The sequence below is a fragment of the Alicycliphilus sp. T452 genome (assembly GCF_054512775.1).
Window position 1 is genome coordinate 100,639 of record NZ_JBTNEH010000006.1, and the last position, 25,531, is coordinate 126,169.

The following is a 25,531-nucleotide window of genomic DNA, read 5'->3' on the forward strand; positions in this document are numbered from 1 at the left end:
CGGTTCTTCCATGGGCGGCGGGCACGGTGCCCGCCAGGGTGAAGGTCAGATCTTCACGGAAGCCATGGTCTGCAGGAACGGCAGCTCGGAGATGCGGTTCCACAGGATCTGGTCGCGCTGGAAGGCGCGCAGGTCTTCGTAGATCTTCTTGAAGGCGGGTTCCTTGGCGCTGTGCTCGGCATAGACCTCCTGCGCGGCCTTGAAGCCGGCCTCGACGACGGCCTTGGGGAACGGCTTGAGCTGGGTGCCCGAGCCAACCATGCGCTTGAGCGAGACCGGGTTGAGCATCAGGTACTTGGAAGTGCCGTCCTGGTTGGCCACGGCGGCGGCCGCCTTGACGATGGCCTGGTTCTCGGGCGACAGCTTGGCCAGCGCCTTGTTGTTGACGAAGAACTCCAGGTCGGCGCCGCCTTCCCACCAGGCGCCGTAGTAGTAGTACTTGGCGACCTTGTTGTAGCCCAGCTTCTCGTCGTCGTAGGGGCCGACGAACTCCACCGCGTCCAGCGTGCCCTTCTCCAGCGCCTGGTACACCTCGCCGGCGGGCATGTTCTGCGCCACCACGCCCAGCTTGGCCATGGACTCGCCGAACACGCCGCCGCCCAGGCGCATCTTCAGGCCCTTGAAGTCCGCGGGCGACTTGATCTCCTTGCGGTACCAGCCGCCCATCTGCGTGCCGGTGTTGAGCGCGCTGAGCGTCTGGAAGTTGTACTTGGCGAACAGCTCGTTGAGCAGCTTGCGGCCGTTGCCGTGCTCCTTCCAGGCCTGGTTCTGGCCGGCGGTCAGGCCGAACGGCACGGCGCAGCTGAAGGCGAAGGCCGGGTCCTTGCCGGTGTAGTAGTAGGCCGCCGTCAGGCCCATCTCGATGGTGTCCTCCGACAGCGCATCGACGATGCCGAACGCGGGCATCAGCTCGCCGGCCGCGTGCACCGACACCTCGAACTTGCCGCCCGAGAGCGCCTTGACGGTCTCGGCGAACTTCACGCCCGCGCCGTGCAGGGTTTCCAGCGACTTCGGGAACGAGGTGGCCATGCGCCAGCGCACTGCCGCCTGGGCATGCACGGCCGGAGCCACACCGGCAGCCAGCACACCAGCCAGGCCCGCATTTTTGATGAGAGAGCGACGATCCATGAGTGATATCTCCAATGTTTGATCCGCAGACGAAACTCCGGCAGGCGGCGCGGCGCCGCACTGCCCCTAGAGCCGCTCAAGTGTAATTAGTTATTGCAGCCTGAACACCGACCGAGGGTATCCAGGGATGCCCTCATGCCACGGCGCGCGACGGCACGGCCGCCGGCCTGGCGCAGAAGCGCTGCGCGATGGCGCGCTCGATGCCTTCGGCGTCCAGCCCCTGCAGGGCCAGCAGCCTGGCGGGGTCGCCGTGCTCTATGAACACATCGGGCAGGCCCAGCTGCAGCAGCGGGCGCAGCACGCCGGCGGCGTTCAGGGCCTCGCCCACGGCGCTGCCGGCGCCGCCCATGATGCAGCCCTCCTCCACGGTGACCAGGGCCTCGTGCCCGGCGGCCACCTGCAGCAGCAGTTCGGTGTCCAGCGGCTTGGCCCAGCGCATGTTAACCACGGTGGCGTCGAGCTTCTCGGCCGCCTGCAGCGCCGGGTACAGCAGCGTGCCGAAGGCGAGGATGGCGATGCGCCGGCCCTGCCGGCGCAGCTCGCCCTTGCCGAAGGGCAGGCCCTCCAGGCTGGCCAGCGGCGCCACGCCCACGCCGGCGCCGCGCGGGTAGCGCACGGCCACGGGGTGGTCCTGCTCGTAGGCGGTGGTGAGCAGCTGGCGGCACTCGCGCTCGTCGGCGGGGCAGGCCATGCTCATGTGGGGGATGCAGCGCACGAAGGCGATGTCGTAGGCGCCCGCGTGCGTGGCGCCGTCCGCGCCCACGAGGCCCGCGCGGTCGAGCGCGAAGACCACGGGCAGCTTCTGCAGCGCCACGTCGTGGATGAGCTGGTCGTAGGCGCGCTGCAGGAAGGTGGAGTAGATCGCCACGACGGGCTTCACGCCCTCGCAGGCCATGCCCGCGGCGAAGGTCACAGCGTGCTGCTCGGCGATGCCCACGTCGTAGTAGCGGCCGGGGAAGCGCTGGTGGAACTCCACCATGCCCGAGCCCTCGCGCATGGCCGGCGTGATGCCCACCAGGCGCTGGTCCTTGGCGGCCATGTCGCACAGCCACTGGCCGAAGACCTGGGTGAAGGTCGGCTTCGGCGGCGTGGCGGGCTTGACCAGGCCCACGCGCGGGTCGAACTTGCCCGGGCCGTGGTAGGCCACGGGGTCGGCCTCGGCGAGCTTGTAGCCCTGCCCTTTCTTCGTGACCACGTGCAGGAACTGCGGGCCCTTGAGGCTCTTGATGTTCTCCAGCGTGGGGATGAGCGAGTCCAGGTCGTGCCCGTCGATGGGGCCGATGTAGTTGAAGCCGAACTTCTCGAACAGCGTGGCCGGCACCACCATGCCCTTGGCCTGCTGCTCCAGGCGCTTGGCGAGTTCGAGCAGCGGTGGCGCGTTCTTGAGCACGCTGCGGCCCACGTCGCGCGCCTTGGCGTAGAACTGGCCGCTCATGAGCTGCGCCAGGTAGCGGTTGAGCGCGCCCACGGGCGGGCTGATGCTCATGTCGTTGTCGTTGAGGATGACGAGCAGGTTGGCGTCCGCCACGCCGGCGTTGTTCAGCGCCTCGAAGGCCATGCCGGCGGTCATGGCGCCGTCGCCGATGATGGCCACGCAGCGGCGGTCCTCGCCCTTCTGCTTGGCCGCCAGCGCCATGCCCAGCGCCGCCGAGATGCTGGTGGACGAGTGCGCCGTGCCGAAGGTGTCGTACTCGCTCTCGGCGCGCTGCGGGAAGCCCGACAGGCCGCCGAGCTGGCGCAGCGTGGCCATGCGCTCGCGCCGGCCGGTCAGGATCTTGTGCGGATAGGTCTGGTGGCCCACGTCCCACACCAGGCGGTCGCGCGGGGTGTCGAACACGGCGTGCAGGGCCACCGTGAGCTCCACCGTGCCCAGGTTGGACGACAGGTGGCCGCCGGTCTTGGACACGCTCTCCAGCACGAAGGCGCGCAACTCGTTGGCCAGGCTCTTGAGCTCGGCGCGCGGCAGGCGGCGCAGGTCGGCCGGGTCGTTCACGCGTTCGAGCAGCGGGTAGTTCGTCGTGGACATAAGCTCTTTTTTTCCTAGCTGCCAGCGCTTGATGGACAAGCGCAAGCGGCCAATTTGGCTTCAATGATCAGCCTTTTACCTTCAGTGCGAGCGGCGCACCACCATGTCGGCCAGCGCCGCCAACGCACGCGTGTCCGCCAGGCCGCTCGCGGCCAGCGCCGCATGCGCCTCGGCGCGCAGCGCCTCGGCATGGGCCCGGGCGGCATCCAGCCCCATCAGCGAGACGTAGGTGGGCTTGTCGCCTGCGGCATCCTTGCCCGCGGTCTTGCCCAGGGTGGCGGAGTCCTGCGTCACGTCCAGCACGTCATCGACCACCTGGAACGCGAGGCCTATGGCCGCACCATACTGCGCCAGCGCCTGCTCGGCCACCCCGGCGGGCTCGCCGCAGGCCGCGCCCATGACCACGCTGGCGCGCAGCAGCGCCCCGGTCTTGAGGCGGTGCATGCGGCGCAGCTCGTCCTCCGTCAGCCGCTGGCCCACGCTGGCCAGGTCTATGGCCTGGCCGCCGGCCATGCCGTCGGCGCCCGCGGCCTGGGCCAGCAGGCGGCACAGGCGGGCCTGCATGGCGGGGGGCACGCCGTCCTCGGGGGCCAGCAGCTCGAAGGCCAGGGCCTGCAGCGCGTCACCGGCCAGCAGCGCCTGCGCCTGGCCGAAGCGCACGTGCACCGTGGGCTTGCCGCGGCGCAGCACGTCGTTGTCCATGCAGGGCATGTCGTCGTGCACGAGCGAGTAGGCGTGGATCAGCTCCACCGCGCAGGCGGCGCGCAGCGCGGCCTGGCCCAGCCCGCCCACGGCCTCGCAGGCCGCCAGCACCAGCAGCGGGCGCAGGCGCTTGCCGCCGTCGAGCACCGCATAGCGCATGGCCGCGCCCAGGCCCGCGGGCGCGTCATGCCGCACCCAGAGCGACAGCCCCGCCTCGACCTGCGCGAGCTGCCCGCGCATCCAGCGGGCGAAGTCGTAGTCCGAGGTAGGCATCACTCCTGCGTCCATGGCTGCAGCGCCCCCTCGTCCAGCACCTTGATCTGGTCCTGCACGGCCTCCAGGCGCGCGCGGCAGAAGTTCAGCAGCACCGCGCCGCGCTGGTAGCCCGCCAGCATCTGCTCCAGCGGCAGCTGCCCCGACTCGATGCGGGCCACGAGCTGCTCGAGCTCCTCCAGCGCGGCTTCGTAGCTCGCGGGATCGGGCTGTGGTGCGGGGGCGGCGGGGGCCTTGGGCATGGATGGTGGGGCGCCTGGCGCCAAGTGGAAACGGGCAATTTTAGGCGCTGCTCCACAAACACGCGGACGGCGTGCGCCCGGACCGCGGGCCCGGGCGTGCACGGCAAGCTCGGGCAATACCAGTACGGACGCCGCGGAAATAACCCCACCATCTATAATCCCATTCCTTCGATACGAACCGGCTATGGAGTCTTTCCCTGGGCCGGTTTCGTTTTTTCTATTGTCCGTGCGCACTCGCACCCTCCCTGTGGGGAGTCTTTAGGTCAGGTCACCCATGTCTGATTTAAGTCTTCGACTGCAGCAGGCCGCAAGCCAACTACCCGTTTCCAGCTACTTCGACGAGGCGCTCCTGCGGCGCGAACTGGAGACCATCTTCCGGCAGGGCCCCCGCTATGTCGGGCACGCGCTGAGCGTGCCCGAGGCCGGGGACTACTACGCCCTGCCCCAGGAGAGCGAGGGCCGCGCGCTGGTGCGGGGCGCCGATGGCCGGGTGGGGCTGGTCTCCAACGTCTGCCGCCACCGCCAGGCGGTGATGCTCAAGGGCCGCGGCAACCTGCAGGCCCAGGGCAAGGGCCATGCGGGCGGCAACATCGTGTGCCCCATCCACCGCTGGACCTATTCCAGCAGCGGCGAGCTGCTGGGCGCGCCGCATTTCGCGCACGACCCCTGCCTGAACCTGAACAACTACCAGCTGCGCGAGTGGAACGGCCTGCTGTTCGAGGACAACGGCCGCGACATCGCCGCGGACCTGGCCGGCATGGGCCCGCAGCACGACTTGTCGTTCGAGGGCTACGTGCTCGACCACGTGGAGCTGCACGAGTGCAACTACAACTGGAAGACCTTCATCGAGGTCTACCTGGAGGACTACCACGTCGGCCCGTTCCACCCCGGCCTGGGCAACTTCGTCACCTGCGACGACCTGCGCTGGGAGTTCGCCAGGGAGTATTCCGTGCAGACCGTGGGCGTGGCGCCCACGTTCGGCAAGCCGGGCTCCGACGTCTACAAAAAGTGGCACGAGGTGCTGCTGAAATACCAGGGCGGCGAATTACCCAAGCGCGGCGCCATCTGGCTGACCTACTACCCGCACATCATGGTGGAGTGGTACCCGCACGTGCTCACCGTCTCCACGCTGCACCCCATCGGCGTGGACAGGACGCTGAACATGGTGGAGTTCTACTACCCCGAGGAGATCGTGGCCTTCGAGCGCGAGTTCGTCGAGGCCCAGCGCGCCGCCTACATGGAGACCTGCATCGAGGACGACGAGATCGCCGAGCGCATGGACGCGGGCCGCAAGGCCCTGATGGAGCGCGGCGACAACGAGGTCGGCCCCTACCAGAGCCCCATGGAGGACGGCATGCAGCACTTCCACGAGTGGTACCGCGAGCGCCTGGGCGACGCCGTGCCCGAGGCCTGACCACCCGCCGCCCACGTCATTTGCTACCATAAGAATAGCTGCTGGCGCTTTTGCATCAAGCGCCAGCAGCTATTTTCAGTATAAGAATCAAGGTACCCATGCAAGCGCTCTGGATGGTATTGGCGGCATTCCTGTTCGCCAGCATGGGGGTGTGCGTCAAATTCGCCTCGGCCTACTTCAATTCGGCCGAGCTGGTGTTCTACCGCGGCATCATCGGCATGGCCGTGCTCTGGTGGCTCGCGCGTTCGCAGAAGGTGGCGCTGGCGACGCGCTACCCCGGCATGCACGCCTGGCGCAGCCTGATCGGCGTCCTCTCCATCGGCGCATGGTTCTACGCGATCGCCCACCTGCCGCTGGGCACGTCGATGACGCTCAACTACATGAGCAGCGTGTGGGTCGCGGCCTTCATCGTCGGCGGCGCGCTGATCACGTGGCGCCCCTCCAGCCGCCAGCCGCGCCCGCCGCTGCAGGTGCCGCTGCTGCTGACGGTGCTGGCGGGCTTCGCGGGCGTGGTGCTGATGCTGCGGCCCAGCCTGGGCGACGACCAGGGCTTCGCCGCGCTGATCGGCCTGGGCTCGGGCCTGGGCGCGGCCCTGGCCTACATGCAGGTGGTGGCGCTCTCGCGCCTGGGCGAGCCCGAGACGCGCACGGTGTTCTTCTTCGCCACCGGATCGGCCGTGGCGGGCGCGGCGGCCATGGCCGTCACGGGCATGTCCTCCTGGCCCGGCTGGCCCGCGCTGTGGCTGCTGCCGCTGGGCATGCTGGCGGCGCTGGGGCAGCTGTGCATGACGCGCGCCTACTCGCGCGCCCTCACGCCGCGCGGCACGCTGGTGGTGGCCAACCTGCAGTACTCGGGCATCGTCTTCGCCGGCATCTACGGCGTGCTGCTGTTCGGCGACCAGTTGCCGCTGGCGGCCTGGTCCGGCATGGCGGTCATCATCGCCAGCGGCATCGCGGCGACCGTGCTGCGCACCCGCGCGGTGCCGGACACGCCGGCGGAGGAACACTAGGGACTGCAAGGGCCACAATGAAGGCTTCGACATTCCTCGACGGAGCGCTTCCATGCCCTTCACCACGCTGATCTCCGTTTCCGACCTGCAGGCCCTCATGCGCGGCGGCCAGCCGCTCATGGTGTTCGACTGCAGCTTCGACCTGGCCCAGCCCTCGCTGGGCGCCGCGCAGTACCGCGAGGCCCACATCCCCCGCGCGCTGTACGCCGACCTCGACAAGGACCTGAGCGCCCGGCACGGCGCGCCCGGGCGGGGCGGCACCCTCACCGCCTCGGCATCCGACGCGCCCGCCTCGGGCGGGCGCCACCCGCTGCCGGGCCGCGAGCGATTCGCCACGTGGCTGTCGGACATCGGCTTTTCCAACGGCATGCAGGCCGTGGTCTACGACCGCAACGGCGCCAACTACTGCGGGCGCCTGTGGTGGATGCTCAAATGGGCGGGGCACGACGCCGTGGCCATGCTCGACGGCGGCCTGCAGGCCTGGCAGGCGATGGGCGGCGAACTGGCCGGCGGCGAGGAGCCGGCGCGCTTCCAGTCCAGCTTCGCGCTGCGCGCGCCGCTGCGCCGCCTGGTGAGCGCGCAGGACGTGCTGGACCGCCTGGGCAACGGCGGCCAGACCCTGGTGGACGCACGCGCCACGCCGCGCTTTCGCGGCGAGGTCGAGCCGCTGGACCCGGTGGCGGGCCATATCCCGGGGGCGCTCAACCGCCCCTTCGGCCTGAACCTGGGGCCGGACGGGCGCTTCAAGAGCGCGCAGCAACTGCGCGCAGAGTTCGAGGCCCTGCTGGGCGAACGCCCCGCCGCCAGCGTGGTGCACCAGTGCGGCAGCGGCGTGAGCGCCATCCCCAACCTGCTGGCCATGGAAGTGGCCGGCCTGGGGCCGACGGCCCTGTTCGCGGGCAGCTGGAGCGAGTGGTGCAGCGACCCGGCCCGGCCCGTGGAGCGCGGCTGAGGCGCGAGCCCCCTTCCCGCAAGGGGAGAGGGAACCTCAGCGCTGGCGATCAGACGTTGGTGATGGAGATCGCGCGCGTATTCAGGCAGGCCTCCAGCGCCTCCGGCCCGCCCTCGGAGCCGTAGCCCGAATCCTTGATGCCGCCGAACGGCAGCTCGGCCGAGGGCGTGGCCGGCTGGTTGATCCACAGCATGCCCACTTCCACGCGCTGGCTCAGCAGGTGCGCGTTCTTCAGCGAGCGGGTGTACGCGTAGCCCGCCAGGCCATAGGGCAGGCGGTTGGATTCGGCGATGGCGTCCTCCAGCTGCGTGAAGCCGCGCACCGAGGCCACGGGGCCGAAGGGCTCCTCGTTGAAGATGCGCGCGGACTGCGGCACGTTGTCGAGCACCGTGGGCGCGAAGAAGTTGCCCACCTCGCCGATGCGCTCGCCGCCGGTGCGCACGATGGCGCCGCGCTGGACGGCATCGCCCAGCAGCTCGGCCATGGCGGCCACGCGGCGCGGGTTGGCCAGCGGGCCCATCTGCGTGCCCTCGGCCAGGCCGTCGCCCACCTTCAGGCCCTGGGCGTGGCGCGTGAGCGCGGCCACGAAGTCGGCGCGCACGCTCTCGTGCACCAGGAAGCGCGTGGGCGCGATGCACACCTGGCCGGCATTGCGGAACTTGGCGCCGCCCGAGGCCTTGACGGCCAGCTCGATGTCGGCGTCCTCGCAGACGATCACCGGGGCGTGGCCGCCCAGCTCCATGGTCACGCGCTTCATGTGCTGGCCGGCCAGGCCCGCCAGCATCTTGCCCACGGGCGTGGAGCCGGTGAAGGTGACCTTGCGCACGATGGGGTGCGGGATCAGGTGGTTGGAGATCTCCGCCGGGTTGCCGTAGACCAGGCCCACCACGCCCGCGGGCAGGCCCGCGTCGGCGAACGCGCGGATCAGCTCGGCAGGGCTGGCCGGCGTTTCCTCGGCCGCCTTGACCAGCACCGCGCAGCCCGCGGCCAGCGCCGCGCCCAGCTTGCGCACCACCTGGTTGATGGGGAAGTTCCAGGGCGTGAACGCGGCCACCACGCCCACCGGGTCCTTCACCACCAGCTGGCGCACGGCCAGGCTGCGCGAGGGCACGATGCGGCCGTACACGCGCATGCCCTCGTCGGCGAACCACTCGATGATGTCGGCCGCGGCCATGGTCTCCGCGCGCGCCTCGGCGCGGGGCTTGCCCTGCTCCTGCGTCATGATGGCGGCGATGGCGTCGGCGCGCTCGCGCACCAGGGCGGCGGCGCGGCGCATGGCCTTGGCGCGCTCGATCGCCGGCATGTCGCGCCAGGCCTCGAAGCCCTTTTGCGCGGCAGCCAGGGCGCGGTCCAGGTCGGGGATGCCGGCATGGGCCACGCGGCCGATCTCCTGGCCCGTGGCCGGGTTGTGCACGGCCAGGGTCTTGCCGCTGGCGGCGTCCTGCCATTGGCCGGCGATGAAAAGGCGGGTATCGGGGTAGCTCATGCGCTTGGCTCCTTGGTATTGCTGTACTGGGTGGGATGAACCCGCTGACTATAGGGCGTAGGCCGCGCCGGCAACGCTCCATGCGGCCAGCACCCGACTGAGGATGCGGGAATTGCGCCCTTGCTCCAGCCCAAGGCTCAGGGGACGACGTGGTGCCAGTAGCGGCGCGCGGCCTCGCGCTCGCAGTGCACGGCCTGCGGCTGGTCCGACGACCAGCGCGCCGCGCCGCAGCGCGGCGTCTGCACCAGGGCGATGCCGCGCTGCGCATAGCGCGCCGCCACCTCGGGCGCGGGGTGGCCGAAGCGGTTGCGGTAGCCGGCCTGCACCAGGGCCAGGCGCGGGCGCACGGCGTCCACGAAGGCGTCGCTGGACGAGGTCTTGCTGCCATGGTGCGGCACCAGCAGCACGTCCGCCGCCAGGGGCGCGGCGGCGGCCACCAGGGCCTGCTCCTGCGCGCGCTCGATGTCGCCCGCCAGCAGGGCGGATGCGCCGCCCGCGGCGGTGATGCGCAGCACGCAGCTCAGGGCGTTGGTCTTGGGCGCGCGGGCGCCGGGCGCGGCCGCCAGCATGTCCTGCGGCGGGTGCAGCACCTCGAAGCGCACGCCGTCCCAGCTCCAGCCCTGCCCCGCCACGCAGGGCCGGGCCGGGCGCAGCGCCTGCAGCAGGTGCCCGGCCTCTATCGAGCCCAGCAGCCGCGCCCGGGGCTGCGCGCCCAGCACGGCCGCGGCGCCGCCGGTATGGTCGCTGTCGCGGTGGCTCAGCACCAGCAGGTCCAGGCGCTCGCCCAGGGCGCGCAGCAGCGGCGCCAGCACGCGCTCGCCAGCGTCGCTGTCCTGGTGGTAGCGCGGGCCGGCGTCGTACAGCAGCGCATGGCCGGCGGTGCGCACCAGCACCGCCTGGCCCTGGCCCACGTCGGCGGCGAGCAGCTCGAACTGCCCCGCCGGCGGGCGCGGCGCCTGCCACCACAGGGCCGGCAGGAGCAGCGGCAGCCCCAGCAGGCGCAGGGCCCAGGGCAGGCGCAGCGCCAGCAGCGCGCCCCCGGCGACGGCCGCCACGCCAGCCCACAGCGGCGCCATGGGCAGGGCAAGCTGCGCCCAGGGCCAGGAGGCCAGCCATTGCAGCAGCCCCGTGAGCCCCTGCACGCACCAGGCCGCCGCCTGCCACAGCGGCGCCCACAGCACGCCCAGCAGCGCCAGCGGCGTGACCACCAGCGTGGTCCACGGAATCGCCAGCAGATTCGCCAGCAGGCCCACGAGCGACACCTGCCCGAACAGCAGCAGCGTCAGCGGGGTGAGCGCCAGCGTCACCACCCACTGCTCGCGCAGCAGTGCATGAAAACGGCCTCTAGCGCCCTCTGGACATGCGCCAGCAGCTCCCATATCGGTAGCAAACAGCACCGCCACGGCAACGAAGCTGAGCCAGAAGCCCGCCTGCAGCAGCGCCCACGGGTCGGCCAGCAGCACCGCGGCGCAGGCCAGCAGCCACACCTGCGGCCAGGGCCAGCGCCGCCCCGACAGGCGCAGCAGCGCCACCGTGGCCAGCATGCACACGGTGCGCTGCGCCGGCACGCCCCAGCCGCTGAACAGCGCATAGGCGCCGGCCAGCAGCACCCCGCCGGCCAGCGCCGCCGTGGGCGCGGGCAGCACCAGGCACAGCCGCGGCGAGCGGCGCCAGGCCCGGCCGATGGCCGCCGCCGCGATCCAGGCGAACAGGGTGATGTGCAGGCCCGAGATGCTCATCAGGTGCGCCACGCCCGTGGCGCGGAACAGGTCCCAGTCGGGACGCTCGATGGCGCGCTGGTCGCCCGTGACCAGCGCCGCGACCACGCCCGCGGCCCGCTGGCGCGCGGCATCAGCGCCGGGGTCGAGCGTGCGCAGGATGGCGTCGCGCACCTGCTGGCGCAGCCGCTCCACGGGGTAGCGCCAGGTGGCGGCGAGGCGCTCGGGCGCGCCGTGCAGCGCATCCAGCCGGCCGCTGCTGCGTACGTAGCCGGTGGCCTGCACGCCCTGCTCCCACAGCCACAGCTCGTAGTCGAAGCCATGCGGGTTGCGCCCGCCATGCGGGGCCTTGAGGCGCACCGTCAGGCGCCAGCGCTCGCCCGCGCGCACGGCGGGCGGGGGCCGGGCCTGCGCGCCCTGGTCCGGGCCGCCGGCGTACCAGGTCAGGTCGAGCAGCGGCGGCAGCGCCACAGGCGCGCCGTCGCGCCGCGCCGACTCCACCGCCAGCCGCAGGCGCAGGCCGGTCTCGCGCGGCTGCGGCATGGCTGCGATGACGCCGGTGACCTGCAGGTCGCGCCCTTCCAGTTCGGGCGCCAGGGCATCGGCCGCGAATGTAGCGGCGCGCAGCCCGCACAGGCCGTGGAGCAGCGCCGCGGCGGCGAGCAGCACGGCCGCGCCCCGCCAGGGCCGTGGCCCATATGCCCGCCCGGCCCGGACCAGGCACGCCGCGCACGCCAGGCCGGCCCCCAGCAGCGCGGCATACGCGGGCCAGGGCCACAAGTCCGCCTGCTGCAGCTGCAGCGCCACGCCCAGCACGCCGCCGGCCAGCGCCGGGGCTGGGCCCCAGGCGCCGGACATGGGCGGGGGAGCCTGCCCGTCCCGGGCAGACGATTCCTGCGGCAACACGGACGCCGGCGCGCTCATGGGCGCATGCTAAGGTACGCGCCCCGTTTTGCTGTTTATGTGTTTTCGAGGACTGCCATGAGCGTTTACGACAAGCTGAAGGAACTCCACATCACCCTGCCCCCGGTGGCCGTGCCCGCCGCCGCCTACGTGCCCTATGTGCAGACCGGCAACCTGCTGTTCCTGAGCGGCCACATCGCGCGCAAGGACGGCAAGCCCTGGGTGGCGCAGCTCGGCAAGGACATCACGACCGAGGAGGGCAAGGCCGCCGCGCGCGCCGTGGCCATCGACCTGCTGGGCACGCTGCACGCCGCCACCGGCGGCGACCTGAACCGCGTGCAGCGCATCGTGAAGCTGATGAGCCTGGTCAACTCCACGGGCAGCTTCACCGAGCAGCACCTGGTCACCAACGGCGCCAGCGAGCTGTTGGGCGAAGTGTTCGGCGACAAGGGCAAGCACGCGCGCAGCGCCTTCGGCGTGGCGCAGATCCCCCTGGGCGCCTGCGTGGAGATCGAGCTGATCGCGGAGATCGACTGACCGGCCAAGAGAGCCGGGGGCGGTGCGTCAGAACGTCATGACCTTGTCGGCCGCTACCACCCAGTCGCCCAGGTCGGCCAGCGTGCCGATGCCCACGCCGCCGATCAGCGGCAGGTCGGCCAGGCCGCGCGCCAGCGCGCAGGTGCGGCACAGCAGCACGGGCGCCTTGGCGGCCACCAGTTCCTGCACCAGGGTCTGAATGGCATTGGCCGCGCCGTCGTTCTGGTGCGGCAGCGCCGCGGCGGTGGCGTCGGACATCAGGAACACGCGCACCCCGGCGATGTCGGCCCGCGCGGCCAGGGCGTTGGCCACGCGCAGGCCGGACAGGCAGCGCTCGCTGCCATGGGGCGCGGCGTGGATGATGATGAGGATGTTTTGCTGCGTCATATGCGCTCTTTCAACGGCGGATCAGGTAGCGGATGGTGGGCCCGTCCTGCTGGATGGCCAGCACCTCGTAGCCGTGGTTCTTCGCGTCCAGCGGAATGTTGTTGATCGACTGCGGACAGTCGGAGATCACCTCCAGAATCTCGCCGGGCTGGAGCTGCGGCATGGCCTCCAGCGTGGCCACGGCCGGATACGGGCAGGGCTCGCCCATCATGTCCAGGCGATAGGTGGGGATGTAGGTTTCGGTGCTGTCGTGGGACATGGTTGCTCCTTTCAGGCGGCAGCGCCCTGGATGCTGGCCGGCAGCTTGCGCCGGCGGAAGAAATGCCGCTCCCAGGCCAGCACCAGGGCCAGGGCCAGCGCCAGCAGCCCATAGGTGACCAGCAGGCCGCCCTGCGGCCCAAAGAGCTTGAGCAGATTCACCTTGCCGTAGTCGAGCGCAATCACGGGCGCCAGGTCGTCCCAGACCAAGGCCAGCAGCGTGGAGCCCAGCACATTGCCCAGGCCCACCCACCAGTAATGCACCTGGCCCTCCACGGCGCGGTACATCCAGCCCGTCTCGCAGCCGCCGGCCAGCACGATGCCGAAGCCGAACAGCAGGCCGCCGATCACGGCATTCGGCCCGGCCCAGAAGATCTTCTGCTCCAGCCCCAGCTGCGCATAGCCATACACGCCGATGGCGCTGGCCGCCATGCCGATGATGATGGCCTTGGCCATCTGCGTGCGCCCGGTGAGCCACAGGTCGCGGAACGCCGAGGTGAAGCACACCTGTGCGCGCTCGATGATGAGGCCGAAGGCCAGGCCGAACAGCGCGGCGAAGCCCAGCTTGGGCGTATCCAGCACCATGGACAGCGCCCAGGCCAGGAACGCCGCCAGCAGCAGCATGCCCAGGCGAAAGCGCCTGGCGGCCTGCGCCGCATGCTGGGCCAGCGGCCGGGCCGCGCTCACCTTTTGCAGCCGCACGGGTATGCGGAACATGGGCCACATGCTGACCTTGGCGCCGGCCAGCGAGCCCACGGCCGTGGCGATGGCAAAGAACCAGGCATGCAGCGAGAACTGGGGAATGCCGGTGAAGAACGCCGCCAGGTTGCAGCCCATGGCCAGGCGCGCGCCGAAGCCGGCGATGATGCCGCCCACCACGGCCTGCGCGATGCGTATGCGGTGGTGCGGCAGGCGCAGCTTGACGTTGTTGGCCCACAGCGCCGCGGCCAGGCAGCCGGTGAACATGCCGATGATCATCACGCCATCGATGCGCGTGAGCGGCGTGCCCTGCATGCCGATGAGCTTGAAGTAGCCCCAGCTGGAGATGTCCACGCCAAGGAACATCAGCACGTGGCCGCCCCAGCGCGTGAACTCGCCCGTGACGGCCCAGAAGGTGCCGGTGATGCCGAAGTAGTACGCCGCCAGAACACCGGCCGCGATCACGGCGGGCACGGGCAACCAGAAACGCACCAGGTACTGGTGCTTGAAGTCTTGCCAGGTTTGCATGATGGGAAAAGGGATGGCTGCCGCAGCACGTGCAAGCGATGGCGCGAGCAGCGCCGGAGGCTGCCGCGGACGCATATTGTGACCTGAACGCCACCCGGGCCGTTGTTACTCCGCGCGCACCACGTCCGCTGGCTTGAAGCCCAGGTCCGCCGCCTTGCCCTTGCGCCCGCGCGCGGCGCGGGCGTTGTTCAGGCTGCGGATTTCCAGCGTCTCCTCGCGCGCCTTGCCGCCGCGGCCCACGCCGGCAAAGCGCACGCTGCGCGTGTAGGCGGCGGCGCCGGCGAGCGCGTCCTTGTCCTCCAGGTCGATCAGCATCAGGCCGCGGCCGCCCTTTTCCATGAGCTTGAGCTCGCCGATCTCGAAGGTCAGCACGCGCCCGCCCACGGACGCGCAGCACACGTGCGTGGCCGATGCCAGGGGCTGGCTGCCGCTGCCGCAGGCGGCGTGCGAGGGGCGGCACAGGCGCTCGCCCTCGGCCAGGCTGACGAAGGCCTTGCCGCCGCGGTTGCGCCCGCTCATGTGCTCCACGGTGGACAGGAAGCCGTAGCCGCCCGAGCCCGCCAGCAGCAGCGCCGCGGCGCCCGGCCCGGCGAAGTAGTGCACGGGCTGGGTGCCCGATTCGAGGTCGATCAGCGTGGTGATGGGCTGGCCGTCGCCGCGCCCGCCGGGAAGCAGCGACACGGCCACCGAGTACACGCGGCCGTTGCTGCCGAAGACGATCAGCGTGTCCACGGTGCGGCATTCAAAGGTGCCGTACAGGCCGTCGCCGGCCTTGAAGGCGAAGCTGCCGGCCTCGTGCCCATGGCCCTGGCGCGCGCGCACCCAGCCCTTTTCCGACACCACCACGGTGACGGGCTCGTCCAGCACCTTCACCTCGGCGACGGCCTTCTTCTCGGCCTGGATCAGCGTGCGGCGCGCGTCGGCAAACTGCTTCGCGTCCTGCTCGATCTCCTTGACCATCAGGCGGCGCAGCGAGGCGGGGTTGGCCAGGATGTCCTCCAGCCGGCCCTGCTCCGCGCGCAGCTCCTTGAGTTCCTGTTCGATCTTGATGGCCTCCAGCCTGGCGAGCTGGCGCAGGCGGATTTCCAGGATGTCCTCGGCCTGCCGGTCGGAGAGGTTGAAGCGCGCCATCAGCGCCGCCTTGGGCTCGTCCGACTGGCGGATGATGGCGATCACCTCGTCGATGTTCAGCAGCACCAGCTGCCGGCCTTCGAGGATGTGGATGCGGTCCAGCACCTTTTGCAGCCGGTGCTGGCTGCGCCGCGTGATGGTGGCTTGGCGGAACGCCACCCATTCCTCCAGCATCTGGCGCAGCGACTTCTGCACAGGCTTGCCGTCCAGCCCCACCATGGTCAGGTTGACGGGGGCGGACGTCTCCAGGCTGGTGTGCGCCAGCAGCGTGGTGATGAGCTCGCTCTGCGGCACCTTGCCGGTCTTCGGCTCGATGACGATGCGCACGGGCGCGTCCTTGCTGGACTCGTCGCGCACGCCGTCGAGCAGCGCCAGGACGCTGGCCTTGAGCTGGTTCTGCTCCTGCGTCAGGGCCTTCTTGCCGGTCTTGACCTTGGGGTTGGTGATGTCCTCGATCTCCTCCAGCACCTTCTGCGCCGACACGCCGGGCGGCAGCTCGGTCACCACCATCTGCCACTGGCCGCGCGCCAGGTCCTCGATCTTCCAGCGCGCGCGCACCTTCAGGCTGCCGCGCCCGCCGCGGTAGGCCTCCTGAATGTCGGCGGCACTGCTGATGATCTGGCCGCCGCCGGGGTAGTCCGGGCCGGGGATCAGCGCGAACAGCTCCTCGTCGGCCAGCCGCGGGTTCTTCACCAGGGCCACGCAGGCGTCGGCCACCTCGCGCAGGTTGTGGCTGGGAATCTCGGTGGCTAGGCCCACGGCGATGCCGCTGGCGCCGTTGAGCAGCGCGAACGGCAGGCGCGCCGGCAGCTGGCGCGGCTCCTGCGTGCTGCCGTCGTAGTTGGGCTGGAAGTCCACCGTGCCCATGTCGATCTCGTCCAGCAGCAGGCTGCTGATCCGGGCCAGGCGCGCCTCGGTGTAGCGCATGGCCGCCGCGCCGTCGCCGTCGCGGCTGCCGAAGTTGCCCTGGCCGTCGATGAGCGGGTAGCGCTGGTTGAAGTCCTGCGCCAGGCGCACCAGCGCGTCATAGGCCGACTGGTCGCCATGCGGGTGAAAGCGCCCCAGCACGTCGCCCACCACGCGCGCGCTCTTCACCGGCTTGGCGGGCACGCTGCCGTTCGGCCCACCGTAGGACAGGCCCATGCGCTCCATGGCGTAGAGGATGCGCCGCTGCACGGGCTTGAGCCCGTCGCACACGTCGGGCAGGGCGCGGCCCTTGACGACGGAGAGGGCGTATTCCAGGTAGGCGCGCTGGGCGTAGCCGCCCAGGCCGAGGGCGTCGTCCGCGCCGGCGCCGGAGAAATCGAGAACAGGTTGATCGCTCATGCTTTAAAAATAGGAGCTGCCAGCGCTTGCCAGATAAGCGCTGGAGGCCAAAAACATCAAATATCCACTTCCACCGCGTCGCCGTGCAGCTCCATGAGCTCGCGGCGCGAGGCTGCCTCGCCCTTGCCCATGAGCTTGGTGATGAGGCCCTCGGTGGCGGCGAAGTCCAGCGCGCCCAGCTGCACGGGCAACAGGCGCCGCGTGTCGGGGTTGAGCGTGGTCTCCCACAGCTGCTCGGCGTTCATCTCGCCCAGGCCCTTGAAGCGGCTGATCTGGCATTTCTCGCGCGGCACGCCGTCCTTGGCGGCCTTGTCGAGGATGGCTTCGAGCTCGCCCTCGTCCAGCGCGTAGAGCTTGGCGGCGGGCTTCCTGCCGCGCGCCGGGATGTCCACGCGGAACAGCGGCGGGCGCGCCACGTAGATGTGGCCGGCCGCTATCAGCCCGGGGAAGTGGCGGAAGAACAGCGTCAGCAGCAGCACCTGGATGTGCGAGCCGTCCACGTCGGCGTCGCTCAGAATGCAGATCTTGCCGTAGCGCAGGCCCGACAGGTCGGGCTGGTCGCCGGGGCCATGCGGGTCCACGCCTATGGCGACCGAGATGTCGTGCACCTCGGTGTTGGCGAACAGCCGGTCGCGCTCCACCTCCCAGGTGTTGAGCACCTTGCCGCGCAGCGGCAGCACGGCCTGGTTCTCCTTGTCGCGGCCCATCTTGGCGCTGCCGCCGGCGCTGTCGCCCTCCACCAGGAAGACCTCGTTGTAGGCGATGTCGCGGCTTTCGCAGTCCGTCAGCTTGCCGGGCAGCACGGCCACGCCGGAGCCCTTTTTCTTCTCCACCTTCTGCCCCGCGCGCTGGCGCGTCTGCGCGGCCTTGATGGCGAGTTCCGCCAGGCGCTTGCCGTAGTCCACATGCTGGTTCAGCCACAGCTCCAGCGCCGGGCGCACGAAGCTGGAGACCAGGCGCACGGCGTCGCGCGAGTTCAGGCGCTCCTTGATCTGGCCCTGGAACTGCGGGTCCAGCACCTTGGCCGCCAGCACGTAGCTGGCGCGCGCGAACACGTCCTCGGGCAGCAGCTTCACGCCCTTGGGCAGCAGCGAATGCAGCTCTATGAAGCCCTTCACGGCATTGAACAGGCCGTCGCGCAGGCCGCTTTCATGCGTGCCGCCGGCGCTGGTGGGAATCAGGTTGACGTAGCTCTCGCGCACCGGGGCGCCCTCTTCGGTGAAGGCCACGCACCAGGCCGCGCCCTCGCCCTCGGCGAAGCTCTCGCTGGCGCTGTCGGCATAGCCCTCGCCCTCGAACAGCGGGATCACCGGGTCGAAGGCCAGCGTCTGGCCCAGGTAGTCGCGCAGGCCGCCCTTGTACTGCCAGGTCTGGGTTTCGCGCGTCTTTTCGTTGACGAGCTGCACCGTCACGCCGGGCATGAGCACGGCCTTGCTGCGCAGCAGGTGGGTGAGCTCGCCCATGGGCAGCTGGGCGGACTCGAAGTACTTGGCGTCGGGCCAGGCGCGCACCGTCGTGCCCTGCCTGCGCTCGCCCGGCTGCAGGGGCCGCGCCACCAGCGGCTCGGCCACGTCGCCCGCGGCGAAGGCCAGGCGCGCGACCTGGCCCTCGCGGTGCGTGGACACCTCCAGCCGCGTGGACAGCGCATTCGTCACCGACACGCCCACGCCGTGCAGGCCGCCGGAGAAGCTGTAGGCCCCGCCCTGGCCCTTGTCGAACTTGCCGCCCGCGTGCAATCGCGTGAACACCAGCTCGACCACCGGCGCGCCCTCCTCGGGGTGCAGGCCGAAGGGGATGCCGCGGCCGTCGTCCTCCACGCTGACCGAGCCGTCCTGGTGCAGCGTGACCTTGATCTTCTTGCCAAAACCCGCCAGCGCCTCGTCGGCGGCGTTGTCCAGCACCTCCTGGATGACGTGCAGGGGGTTGTCGGTGCGCGTGTACATGCCCGGGCGCTGCTTGACGGGCTCCAGGCCCTTGAGGACTCGGATGGCGCTTTCGGAGTAGTCGGATGCGGGTTTGCTTGCCATAGGCGGCGCATTGTAGTGCTGGATATAAAGCCAGTCTTTCGCCGATTCAACGGGCGTGGCAGGCAGCCGCCGCGGGTTTTCGCTACATTCGCCCGATGCATACGCAAACCAAGAAACTCTCGATGGCCCAGGTGCTGGTCTGCGGCGCCACCATCGTCACCCTGTCCATGGGCATCCGCCACGGCTTCGGCATGTGGCTGGCGCCCATCACGCAGGACATGGGCTGGACGCGCCAGACCTTCGCCCTGGCCATGGCCATCCAGAACCTGTCGTGGGGCGTGTTCGGCATCTTCGGCGGCATGCTGTCCGACCGCTTCGGCGCCTTCCGCGTGCTGATCCTGGGCGCCCTGCTGTATGCGCTGGGCCTGGCCGGCATGGCGCTGTCGCCCACGCCGCTGCTGTTCTCGCTGACCACGGGCATCCTGATCGGCGCGGCCCAGGCGGGCACCACCTACGCCGTCATCTACGGCGTGCTGGGCCGGCAGATCGCGCCCGAGCGGCGTTCCTGGGCCATGGGCGTGGCGGCGGCCGCGGGCTCGTTCGGGCAGTTCCTCATGATGCCGCTGGAGGGCCAGCTCATCGCGCGCCTGGGCTGGCAGGACGCGCTGCTCGTGCTCTCGGCCATGGTGCTGCTCATCGTGCCGCTGGCCTTCGGCCTGCGCGAGCCGGGCTTTCACGGCAGCGCGCCCATCCAGCGCACGCAGTCCGCGCGCCACGCCTTCGCCGAGGCGCTGCGCTACAAGAGCTTCCTGCTGCTCACCGCGGGCTACTTCGTCTGCGGCTTCCAGGTGGTGTTCATCGGCGTGCACATGCCCAGCTACCTGCGCGACCACGGCCTCGGCCCCCAGGTGGCCAGCTACGCGCTGGCGCTGATCGGGCTGTTCAACGTCTTCGGCACCTACATCGCCGGCACGCTGGGCCAGCGCATGCAAAAGCGCCACATCCTGGCCTTCATCTACCTGGCGCGCGCGGCGGTCATCACCGTCTTCCTGCTGGTGCCGCTGTCGCCGGCGTCGGTGTACGTGTTCTCGGCCGTGATGGGCGCGCTGTGGCTGTCCACCGTGCCGCCCACGAACGCCACCGTGGCGCAGATCTTCGGCGTGCAGCACCTGTCCATGCTCAGCGGCTTCGTGTTCTTCAGCCACCAGATCGGCAGCTTCCTGGGCGTGTGGCTCGGCGGCTACCTGTACGACACCACCGGCAGCTACGACGTCGTCTGGTACCTGGCCATCGCCCTGGGCGTGGCCGCCGGCCTGATCAACCTGCCGGTGCGCGAAGGCGCCATCGTGCGCGCCACGCCGCAGGCGGCCTGATGCGCTCCGCACACAAGCGCTGGATCGCCGCCGCCCTCGCGCTGGCCGTGCTGCTGGGCGTGTTCGCGCTGTACCTGCAGCCGGAGTTCATGCGCACGCTGGCCGACCAGATCTGGGCCTGTTTCTGATGGAAGCCTCGGACTGGATCCAGCGCTGGTCGCACCTCGTGCCCGCGGGCGGCACGGTGCTCGACGTGGCCTGCGGCGCGGGCCGCCACATGCGCTGGTTTTCCGAAAGAAATCACTCCGTAACGGGCGTGGACAAAGCGCAGAATGCTATCGAATCAGCAGCAAACCTGGGCGAGGCGATCCGCGCCGACATCGAGGCCGGCCCCTGGCCCCTGCCGGGCCGGCGCTTCGACTGCGTGGTGGTGGCCAACTACCTGTGGCGCCCGCTGCTGCCCACCATCGTGGACAGCGTGGCGCCCGGCGGCGTGCTGCTGTACGAGACCTTCGCCCAGGGCAACGAGACCGTGGGCCGGCCCGCGCGGCCCGAATTCCTGCTGCGCCCCGGTGAACTTCTGCGCGCCTGCGAGGGTCTGCGCATAGTGGCCTACGAGGACGGCTTCCTCGACGCGCCCGCGCGCTTCGTGCAGCGCATCGCCGCCGTGCGCGAACCGCTACCGCCGCTAGTTAGAATGCCCCTTTACCGTTTTTCAACGCGGACATGACCTCTCCCAGCGCCCCCCTGACCGGCAGCATCGTCGCCCTCGTCACCCCCATGCACGACGACGGCAGCGTGGACTATCCCACGCTGCGCAAGCTCATCGACTGGCACATCCAGGAAGGCACCGACTGCATCGGCGTCGTGGGCACCACGGGCGAGTCGCCCACGGTGAGCGTGGACGAGCACTGCGAGATCATCCGCGTGTCGGTGGAGCAGTCCGCCGGGCGCGTGCCCGTCATGGCCGGCTGCGGCGCCAATTCCACGGCCGAGGCCATCGAGCTGGCCCGCTTCGCCAAGAAGGTCGGCGCCGACAGCCAGCTGCAGGTCGTGCCCTACTACAACAAGCCCACGCAGGAAGGCCAGTACCGCCACTTCAAGGCCATCGCCGAGGCCGTGGGCGACCTGCCCATGGTGCTGTACAACGTGCCCGGCCGCTCGGTGGCCGACATGCACCACGAGACCGTGCTGCGCCTCACGCAGGTGCCCGGCATCGTGGGCATCAAGGAGGCCACGGGCAACATCGAGCGCGCGCAGTGGCTCATCCGCGACGTGCCCAAGGGCTTCGCCGTGTACTCGGGCGACGACCCCACGGCCGTGGCCCTGATGCTGTGCGGCGGCCAGGGCAACATCAGCGTCACGGCCAACGTGGCACCGCGCCTGATGCACGAGCTGTGCGTGGCCGCCATCGCGGGCGACACGCGCCGCGCCATGGAAATCCAGTTCCGCCTGCTGCCCGTGCACAAGCAGCTGTTCGTCGAGGCCAACCCCATCCCCGTGAAATGGGCCATGCAGCGCATGGGCCTGTGCGGCGGCGCCATGCGCCTGCCCATGACGCCACTCTCCCAGGGCAACGAGGCCGTGGTCGAAGCGGCCCTGCGCGCCGCGGGCCTGCTCTGACCCCCTCTCCCCGGACATCCCAAAGGATTTTCGCGTGAACGCTACCACCCGCCTGGGCCTGCTGGGCCTTGCCTTGACCCTGTCCGCCTGCTCCGTGCTGGAGAGCGAGAAGATCGACTACAAAAGCGCCACCAAGGGCCCGACGCTGGAGGTCCCCCCGGACCTGAGCCAGCTCTCGCGCGAGACGCGCTACACCGTGCCCGGCGGCACCGTGTCGGCCGCGGCCTTCGAGGCCGGCCAGGCACAGCAGCCGCGCGGCGCCGCCAGCGCGGCGCCGCAGTCCATCGGAGACGTGCGCATAGAGCGCGACGGCAACCAGCGCTGGCTGGTGGTGAACCGTCCGACCGACCAGCTGTGGGAGCCGGTGCGCGACTTCTGGCTCGAAAACGGCTTCGTCTTCACCACGGAGCAGCCCAAGCTGGGCATCCTGGAAACCGACTGGGCCGAGAACCGCGCCAAACTGCCGCAGGACATCATCCGCTCGACCATCGGCAAGGTGTTCGACTCGCTGTACTCCACGGGCGAGCGCGACAAGTTCCGCACCCGCCTGGAGCGCACCGCCAATGGCGGTACGGAGATCTTCATCACGCACCGCGGCATGGCCGAGGTCTACACCAACACCCAGAAGGACAGCACGGTGTGGCAGCCGCGCCCGGCCGATCCGGAGCTGGAGACCGAATTCCTGCGCCGCCTGATGGTCGCGCTGGGCGTGAGCGAGGAGCAGTCCAAGGCCGCCGCGGCCGCCCCCGTGCCCGTCACGCCCGGCGCGCGCATGGCCACGGTGAACGACGTGCCCGTGGTGCAGCTCGACGAGGGCTTCGACCGCGCCTGGCGCCGCGTGGGCGTGTCGCTGGACCGCACGGGCTTCACCGTCGAGGACCGCGACCGCAGCAAGGGCGTGTACTTCGTGCGCTACGTGGCGCCCACGGACAAGAAGGAGCAGGGCTTCTTCAGCAAGCTGTTCTCGCGCTCGCCCGACGCCTCGGCCCCGCTCAAGTACCGCATCGTGGTGCGCAGCGAAGGCAGCCAGAGCACGGTATCGGTGCTGAACGCCGCCGGCGCGCCCGAGACCTCGGACAATGCCCAGCGCATCGTGCGCGTGCTGGCCGACGACCTCAAGTAAGCAGCCCTCCCGCAACGCCGCCGGCCCTGCCCCGGGCCGGCAACAAAAAACCCCGACCTTCCGGTACGGGGTTTTTTACTGCGGGCCTGGGGCCCGCTGCAGGCGTGCTTACTTGGCTTCGGAAGCGGCACCGGCGGCAGCGCCGGCAGCAGCGTCGGCGGCAGCCTTGGCAGCATCGGAAGCGGCGTCGGTGGCTGCGGCAGCGGGGGCCTCGGCGGAGGCGGGGGCTTCGGCGGGAGCGGCTGCAGGAGCGGGAGCTTCCACGGGAGCGGGTGCAGGTGCCGGTGCGGGTTCTTCCTTCTTGCCGCAGGCAGCGAGGGCAGCGGCAGCGATCAGGGCAGCCAGAACGACGGAGTTCTTCATTTCAATTTCCTATGGGACAGACGACAGTTTTGAAAAGCCGCGGCGCCCGCCTCTTGCAGCGATAGCCCCGGCGACGGTGCATTACTTGATATAAAGCAAAACACCAGCGGCGATACCAATTCGCGATTATAGAAAAATTTCGTCAATAGTGGATAACGCGAAGAAATCGAGCCCCTTATTACAACAAAGGGCTCGCGCCGTCACAGGCCCAGCGTCGACGCGGGAAAACCCGGGGCGCTTTTGCGCTCCACCCATTCGAGCAGCGATTCGCGCAGCAGGATGCGCCGCTCGGGCTCCGTCCCCGTCACGCCACGGCAACGCAGCGGATCGTGCCGATGCAACACCCAATGCGGCGACCAGATGGCGCTGGGCAGATCCTGCGGGTCTGCCGCGCCGGCCCGGCGGCACACGATGATGTGGTCCCAGCGCACGCGCCACTGCACGAAGCGCGCGTGCCGGCGCACGACCTCGTCGTAGCCGGCGGCGATCAGGGTCAGGCGCCGCCCCGTGCGCGCCCATTGCTGCAGCGACTCGACCGCCGCGCGCTCGCCCAGGGGCCAGTCGTGAAAGCTGGCGTCGCACAGCATCAGCTCGGGCCAGCCCTCGCGCGCGGCGCAGGCCAGGGCGTCGCGCACCAGCTGCTGGAAGGCCTCGCGGCCCTCGAAGCGGCCGCCGGGCAGCTGCGGCGCTGCGGGCATCGGTGCGTCGCTCATTTCAGTCTGCGGGGCCCGCATGGGCCCAGCCCGCTTCGCACCACGTCGACAGCAGCTTCAGCGCCGCATCGCTGGCGCGCGCCAGCTCGCGCGCGCCCAGCCGGCGCTCGTCGGCCAGCCGGCGCATCAGCGCGGCATCGCGCCCCGCGGCGCGGTAGCTCTCGCCGTTGATGAAGACATGCCTGTCGTCGTACATCATGCGGGTGCGCCTGTCGAGCGCCACGCTCTCGAGCATCACGCCCGCCTGCGCGGGCTCGAACCAGACGTTCGGCTTGGGCTCGGTCAACGCCTCGCCCAGGGCGCATTCGAGCGCCTGCGGCTGCTCCAGCGCCCGCCGCACGGCCGTGCGCGCGAAGTCCTGCAGCCCGGCGGGAATGGCCCCGGGGCCGGCCACGGCCGGCTGGTGCGGGTCGCGGTAGATGGCGCCCTCCTCGTCGGCCGCGGCCTCCGCCATGCGCTGCAGCACCTCGTGGGCCAGCTGCGCGCCGTTGGGCGAGCGAAAGCCTATGGAGTACGTCATGCACTCGCCCTCGGCGATGCCGTCGTGCGCCCAGCCCGGGGGCAGGTAGAGCATGTCCCCTGGCTCCAGCAGGTGTTCTTCCTCGGGCTCGAAGGCCGCCAGGATCTTCAGCGGCAGGCCGGTGCGCAGCGTCTTGTCCTTCTGCCGGCCGATGCGCCAGCGCCGCCGCCCATGGGCCTGCAGCAGGAACACATCGTAATTGTCGAAATGCGGCCCCACGCCGCCGCCGTCGGTGGCGTAGCTGATCATCAGGTCATCGAGCCGCGCCTCGGGCACGAAGCGGAACTGCTGCATGAGCGCGTGCACGGCATCGTCGTGCAGGTCCACGCCCTGCACCAGCACGGTCCAGCGCGGCGTGCCCAGCGGCGGCAGGGAGCGGCGCGCCAGCGGCCCATGGCGCAGCACCCACCGGCCGGCCTTGTCCTGGATGAAGCGCGACTCCACGCCGTCCCGCCCGGCCAGTTCCAGCAGTTCGGCGCGGGTCAGGAGCGGCTTGAAGCCGGGCATGGCCTGGCGCACCAGGAGGGGTTTCTTGTGCCAGTGGCGGCGCATGAACTGCGCCGGGCTCAGGCCCCCGAGCAGGGCCAGCGGTTGTTCTACATCCATGGAATCGACGGGGCCGCGCGAGCGGCAGGGCAACGAACTGCGACAATTGTCCTATGGAAATAACCGAACAATGTGTGGTCGCCCTGACCTGGGTCCTGAAAGACACCCTGGGCGACGAGCTGGACGTGCTCGACGACCCCGTGGAGTTCCTGGTCGGCGGCGACGACCTGCTCGCGCGCATCGAAGATGCGCTGCAGGGCCATGGCGCGGGCGCCGAGCTGGCGCTGCACCTGGAGCCCGAGGACGCCTTCGGCGACTACCAGGACAAGCTGCTGTTCCTGGAGCCGCGCCAGCTGTTCCCGGCCGACATCGAGGAGGGCATGACCTTCGACGGCACGGCCCTGCCCCAGGGCGTCAACCCCGAGGCGCCGCGCGACGCCCTCTACACCGTGGCGCAGATCTATCCCGAGCACGTGGTGCTCGACGGCAACCACCCGCTGGCCGGCATCGCCCTGCGCCTGCAGCTCAAGGTGCACGGCGTGCGCGAGGCCACCGAGGAGGAAATCGGCCGCGGCACGGCCGGGACGGGGTTCTTCCGCATACAGCCGCAGGCGCCCGGCAGCGACCTGCTGCACTGACCCGG

General features: G+C 70.4%; 24 protein-coding genes. 10 read left to right on the top strand and 14 right to left on the bottom strand.

Features of this window, described 5'->3' with window-relative positions; all coding sequences use genetic code 11:
• Positions 1-45 precede the first annotated feature (45 nt).
• From ACX12L_RS07375 to ACX12L_RS07390, 4 genes are all read right to left on the bottom strand, one after another.
• The gene (locus tag ACX12L_RS07375; RefSeq protein ID WP_459262022.1) at positions 46-1,128 is read right to left on the bottom strand and encodes a TRAP transporter substrate-binding protein; all 1,083 of its coding nucleotides are present in this window, start codon (positions 1,126-1,128) and stop codon (positions 46-48) included.
• Positions 1,129-1,261: 133 nt separating this feature from the next.
• Complete coding sequence (dxs, locus tag ACX12L_RS07380; RefSeq protein ID WP_459262023.1) at positions 1,262-3,154, bottom strand: 1-deoxy-D-xylulose-5-phosphate synthase; 1,893 nt, start codon at positions 3,152-3,154, stop codon at positions 1,262-1,264.
• An 81-nt stretch (positions 3,155-3,235) separates the two neighbouring features.
• Positions 3,236-4,129, bottom strand: a complete 894-nt coding sequence (locus tag ACX12L_RS07385; RefSeq protein WP_459262024.1) for a polyprenyl synthetase family protein — start codon at positions 4,127-4,129, stop codon at positions 3,236-3,238.
• On the bottom strand, positions 4,129-4,371 hold the full coding sequence (locus ACX12L_RS07390) for an exodeoxyribonuclease VII small subunit (RefSeq protein ID WP_459262025.1): 243 nt from the start codon (positions 4,369-4,371) through the stop codon (positions 4,129-4,131). The genes ACX12L_RS07385 and ACX12L_RS07390 overlap by 1 nt, the downstream gene beginning before the upstream one ends.
• 274 nt (positions 4,372-4,645) lie before the next feature.
• On the opposite strand from ACX12L_RS07390, the gene ACX12L_RS07395 reads away from it, so the two are divergent.
• The 3 genes from ACX12L_RS07395 to ACX12L_RS07405 all read left to right on the top strand — a co-directional run bounded on the left by ACX12L_RS07395 (position 4,646) and on the right by ACX12L_RS07405 (position 7,747).
• A complete protein-coding gene (locus tag ACX12L_RS07395) occupies positions 4,646-5,785 on the top strand; it encodes an aromatic ring-hydroxylating oxygenase subunit alpha (protein WP_459262026.1) in 1,140 nt (379 codons plus the stop codon).
• A gap of 98 nt (positions 5,786-5,883) precedes the next feature.
• Positions 5,884-6,795 carry a DMT family transporter gene (locus tag ACX12L_RS07400; RefSeq protein ID WP_459262027.1) on the top strand — a complete coding sequence of 304 codons (912 nt, stop codon included), beginning with the start codon at positions 5,884-5,886 and terminating at the stop codon, positions 6,793-6,795.
• 52 nt (positions 6,796-6,847) lie between these two features.
• Complete coding sequence (locus tag ACX12L_RS07405; RefSeq protein ID WP_459262028.1) at positions 6,848-7,747, top strand: sulfurtransferase; 900 nt, start codon at positions 6,848-6,850, stop codon at positions 7,745-7,747.
• Between the two features lie 49 nt (positions 7,748-7,796).
• Here ACX12L_RS07405 and ACX12L_RS07410 read toward each other — a convergent pair whose 3' ends face one another.
• Both ACX12L_RS07410 and ACX12L_RS07415 read right to left on the bottom strand, forming a co-directional pair.
• Complete coding sequence (locus ACX12L_RS07410) at positions 7,797-9,233, bottom strand: NAD-dependent succinate-semialdehyde dehydrogenase (protein ID WP_459262029.1); 1,437 nt, start codon at positions 9,231-9,233, stop codon at positions 7,797-7,799.
• Between the two features lie 137 nt (positions 9,234-9,370).
• Positions 9,371-11,809: a DNA internalization-related competence protein ComEC/Rec2 gene (locus ACX12L_RS07415; protein WP_459262030.1), complete on the bottom strand. Its 2,439-nt coding sequence runs from the start codon at positions 11,807-11,809 to the stop codon at positions 9,371-9,373.
• A gap of 123 nt (positions 11,810-11,932) precedes the next feature.
• Here ACX12L_RS07415 and ACX12L_RS07420 point away from each other — a divergent pair, with 123 nt between their 5' ends.
• The gene (locus ACX12L_RS07420; RefSeq protein WP_459262031.1) at positions 11,933-12,391 is read left to right on the top strand and encodes a RidA family protein; all 459 of its coding nucleotides are present in this window, start codon (positions 11,933-11,935) and stop codon (positions 12,389-12,391) included.
• Positions 12,392-12,418: 27 nt separating this feature from the next.
• Here ACX12L_RS07420 and ACX12L_RS07425 read toward each other — a convergent pair whose 3' ends face one another.
• The 5 genes from ACX12L_RS07425 to ACX12L_RS07445 form a co-directional block, all read right to left on the bottom strand.
• The gene (locus ACX12L_RS07425) at positions 12,419-12,778 is read right to left on the bottom strand and encodes a DsrE/DsrF/TusD sulfur relay family protein (protein ID WP_459262032.1); all 360 of its coding nucleotides are present in this window, start codon (positions 12,776-12,778) and stop codon (positions 12,419-12,421) included.
• Positions 12,779-12,788: 10 nt separating this feature from the next.
• Positions 12,789-13,037, bottom strand: coding sequence for a sulfurtransferase-like selenium metabolism protein YedF (gene yedF / locus ACX12L_RS07430; RefSeq protein WP_459262033.1), 249 nt, complete (start codon positions 13,035-13,037; stop codon positions 12,789-12,791).
• Positions 13,038-13,048: 11 nt separating this feature from the next.
• Positions 13,049-14,263 carry a selenium metabolism membrane protein YedE/FdhT gene (gene yedE / locus ACX12L_RS07435; protein ID WP_459262034.1) on the bottom strand — a complete coding sequence of 405 codons (1,215 nt, stop codon included), beginning with the start codon at positions 14,261-14,263 and terminating at the stop codon, positions 13,049-13,051.
• A 105-nt stretch (positions 14,264-14,368) separates the two neighbouring features.
• Entirely contained in the window at positions 14,369-16,720 is a 2,352-nt protein-coding gene (parC, locus tag ACX12L_RS07440; protein WP_459262035.1) for a DNA topoisomerase IV subunit A, read from the bottom strand.
• Positions 16,721-16,776: 56 nt separating this feature from the next.
• Positions 16,777-18,747, bottom strand: coding sequence for a DNA topoisomerase IV subunit B (locus ACX12L_RS07445; RefSeq protein ID WP_459262036.1), 1,971 nt, complete (start codon positions 18,745-18,747; stop codon positions 16,777-16,779).
• A 95-nt stretch (positions 18,748-18,842) separates the two neighbouring features.
• Between ACX12L_RS07445 and ACX12L_RS07450 the strand changes: the two genes are divergently transcribed.
• Genes ACX12L_RS07450 through bamC form a run of 5 tightly spaced genes read left to right on the top strand, consistent with a single transcriptional unit; the run spans position 18,843 to position 22,746 of the window.
• Positions 18,843-20,060: an MFS transporter gene (locus ACX12L_RS07450; protein ID WP_459262037.1), complete on the top strand. Its 1,218-nt coding sequence runs from the start codon at positions 18,843-18,845 to the stop codon at positions 20,058-20,060.
• Positions 20,060-20,188, top strand: coding sequence for a hypothetical protein (locus ACX12L_RS07455; protein ID WP_459262038.1), 129 nt, complete (start codon positions 20,060-20,062; stop codon positions 20,186-20,188). Before ACX12L_RS07450 ends, ACX12L_RS07455 begins: the two co-directional genes overlap by 1 nt.
• Complete coding sequence (locus tag ACX12L_RS07460) at positions 20,188-20,730, top strand: class I SAM-dependent methyltransferase (protein ID WP_459262039.1); 543 nt, start codon at positions 20,188-20,190, stop codon at positions 20,728-20,730. The genes ACX12L_RS07455 and ACX12L_RS07460 overlap by 1 nt, the downstream gene beginning before the upstream one ends.
• Positions 20,727-21,623, top strand: a complete 897-nt coding sequence (gene dapA / locus ACX12L_RS07465) for a 4-hydroxy-tetrahydrodipicolinate synthase (protein WP_459262040.1) — start codon at positions 20,727-20,729, stop codon at positions 21,621-21,623. Before ACX12L_RS07460 ends, dapA begins: the two co-directional genes overlap by 4 nt.
• 34 nt (positions 21,624-21,657) lie before the next feature.
• On the top strand, positions 21,658-22,746 hold the full coding sequence (gene bamC / locus ACX12L_RS07470; RefSeq protein ID WP_459262041.1) for an outer membrane protein assembly factor BamC: 1,089 nt from the start codon (positions 21,658-21,660) through the stop codon (positions 22,744-22,746).
• 108 nt (positions 22,747-22,854) lie between these two features.
• Here the strand turns inward: bamC and ACX12L_RS07475 are convergent, their stop codons facing one another.
• The 3 genes from ACX12L_RS07475 to ACX12L_RS07485 form a co-directional block, all read right to left on the bottom strand.
• The gene (locus ACX12L_RS07475) at positions 22,855-23,109 is read right to left on the bottom strand and encodes a hypothetical protein (RefSeq protein ID WP_041701087.1); all 255 of its coding nucleotides are present in this window, start codon (positions 23,107-23,109) and stop codon (positions 22,855-22,857) included.
• A gap of 200 nt (positions 23,110-23,309) precedes the next feature.
• On the bottom strand, positions 23,310-23,807 hold the full coding sequence (locus ACX12L_RS07480) for a hypothetical protein (RefSeq protein WP_459262130.1): 498 nt from the start codon (positions 23,805-23,807) through the stop codon (positions 23,310-23,312).
• 16 nt (positions 23,808-23,823) lie between these two features.
• A complete protein-coding gene (locus ACX12L_RS07485; protein WP_459262042.1) occupies positions 23,824-24,948 on the bottom strand; it encodes a JmjC domain-containing protein in 1,125 nt (374 codons plus the stop codon).
• 53 nt (positions 24,949-25,001) lie between these two features.
• Here ACX12L_RS07485 and ACX12L_RS07490 point away from each other — a divergent pair, with 53 nt between their 5' ends.
• Complete coding sequence (locus ACX12L_RS07490; RefSeq protein WP_459262043.1) at positions 25,002-25,526, top strand: FKBP-type peptidyl-prolyl cis-trans isomerase; 525 nt, start codon at positions 25,002-25,004, stop codon at positions 25,524-25,526.
• Positions 25,527-25,531: the final 5 nt, after the last annotated feature.

Bases quoted from the DNA above. Each gene is read 5' to 3' on its own strand.
- ACX12L_RS07480 (WP_459262130.1), bottom strand. From the start codon at position 23,807: ATGCCCGCAGCGCCGCAGCTGCCCGGCGGCCGCTTCGAGGGCCGCGAG.
- ACX12L_RS07395 (WP_459262026.1), top strand. From the start codon at position 4,646: ATGTCTGATTTAAGTCTTCGACTGCAGCAGGCCGCAAGCCAACTACCC.
- yedF (WP_459262033.1), bottom strand. From the start codon at position 13,037: ATGTCCCACGACAGCACCGAAACCTACATCCCCACCTATCGCCTGGAC.
- ACX12L_RS07490 (WP_459262043.1), top strand. From the start codon at position 25,002: ATGGAAATAACCGAACAATGTGTGGTCGCCCTGACCTGGGTCCTGAAA.
- ACX12L_RS07425 (WP_459262032.1), bottom strand. From the start codon at position 12,778: ATGACGCAGCAAAACATCCTCATCATCATCCACGCCGCGCCCCATGGC.
- ACX12L_RS07400 (WP_459262027.1), top strand. From the start codon at position 5,884: ATGCAAGCGCTCTGGATGGTATTGGCGGCATTCCTGTTCGCCAGCATG.
- ACX12L_RS07405 (WP_459262028.1), top strand. From the start codon at position 6,848: ATGCCCTTCACCACGCTGATCTCCGTTTCCGACCTGCAGGCCCTCATG.
- yedE (WP_459262034.1), bottom strand. From the start codon at position 14,263: ATGCAAACCTGGCAAGACTTCAAGCACCAGTACCTGGTGCGTTTCTGG.
- dapA (WP_459262040.1), top strand. From the start codon at position 20,727: ATGACCTCTCCCAGCGCCCCCCTGACCGGCAGCATCGTCGCCCTCGTC.
- parC (WP_459262035.1), bottom strand. From the start codon at position 16,720: ATGAGCGATCAACCTGTTCTCGATTTCTCCGGCGCCGGCGCGGACGAC.
- ACX12L_RS07375 (WP_459262022.1), bottom strand. From the start codon at position 1,128: ATGGATCGTCGCTCTCTCATCAAAAATGCGGGCCTGGCTGGTGTGCTG.
- ACX12L_RS07455 (WP_459262038.1), top strand. From the start codon at position 20,060: ATGCGCTCCGCACACAAGCGCTGGATCGCCGCCGCCCTCGCGCTGGCC.
- ACX12L_RS07390 (WP_459262025.1), bottom strand. From the start codon at position 4,371: ATGCCCAAGGCCCCCGCCGCCCCCGCACCACAGCCCGATCCCGCGAGC.
- ACX12L_RS07415 (WP_459262030.1), bottom strand. From the start codon at position 11,809: ATGTCCGGCGCCTGGGGCCCAGCCCCGGCGCTGGCCGGCGGCGTGCTG.
- ACX12L_RS07485 (WP_459262042.1), bottom strand. From the start codon at position 24,948: ATGGATGTAGAACAACCGCTGGCCCTGCTCGGGGGCCTGAGCCCGGCG.
- ACX12L_RS07450 (WP_459262037.1), top strand. From the start codon at position 18,843: ATGCATACGCAAACCAAGAAACTCTCGATGGCCCAGGTGCTGGTCTGC.
- ACX12L_RS07475 (WP_041701087.1), bottom strand. From the start codon at position 23,109: ATGAAGAACTCCGTCGTTCTGGCTGCCCTGATCGCTGCCGCTGCCCTC.
- ACX12L_RS07410 (WP_459262029.1), bottom strand. From the start codon at position 9,233: ATGAGCTACCCCGATACCCGCCTTTTCATCGCCGGCCAATGGCAGGAC.
- ACX12L_RS07460 (WP_459262039.1), top strand. From the start codon at position 20,188: ATGGAAGCCTCGGACTGGATCCAGCGCTGGTCGCACCTCGTGCCCGCG.
- ACX12L_RS07445 (WP_459262036.1), bottom strand. From the start codon at position 18,747: ATGGCAAGCAAACCCGCATCCGACTACTCCGAAAGCGCCATCCGAGTC.
- ACX12L_RS07420 (WP_459262031.1), top strand. From the start codon at position 11,933: ATGAGCGTTTACGACAAGCTGAAGGAACTCCACATCACCCTGCCCCCG.
- ACX12L_RS07385 (WP_459262024.1), bottom strand. From the start codon at position 4,129: ATGCCTACCTCGGACTACGACTTCGCCCGCTGGATGCGCGGGCAGCTC.
- dxs (WP_459262023.1), bottom strand. From the start codon at position 3,154: ATGTCCACGACGAACTACCCGCTGCTCGAACGCGTGAACGACCCGGCC.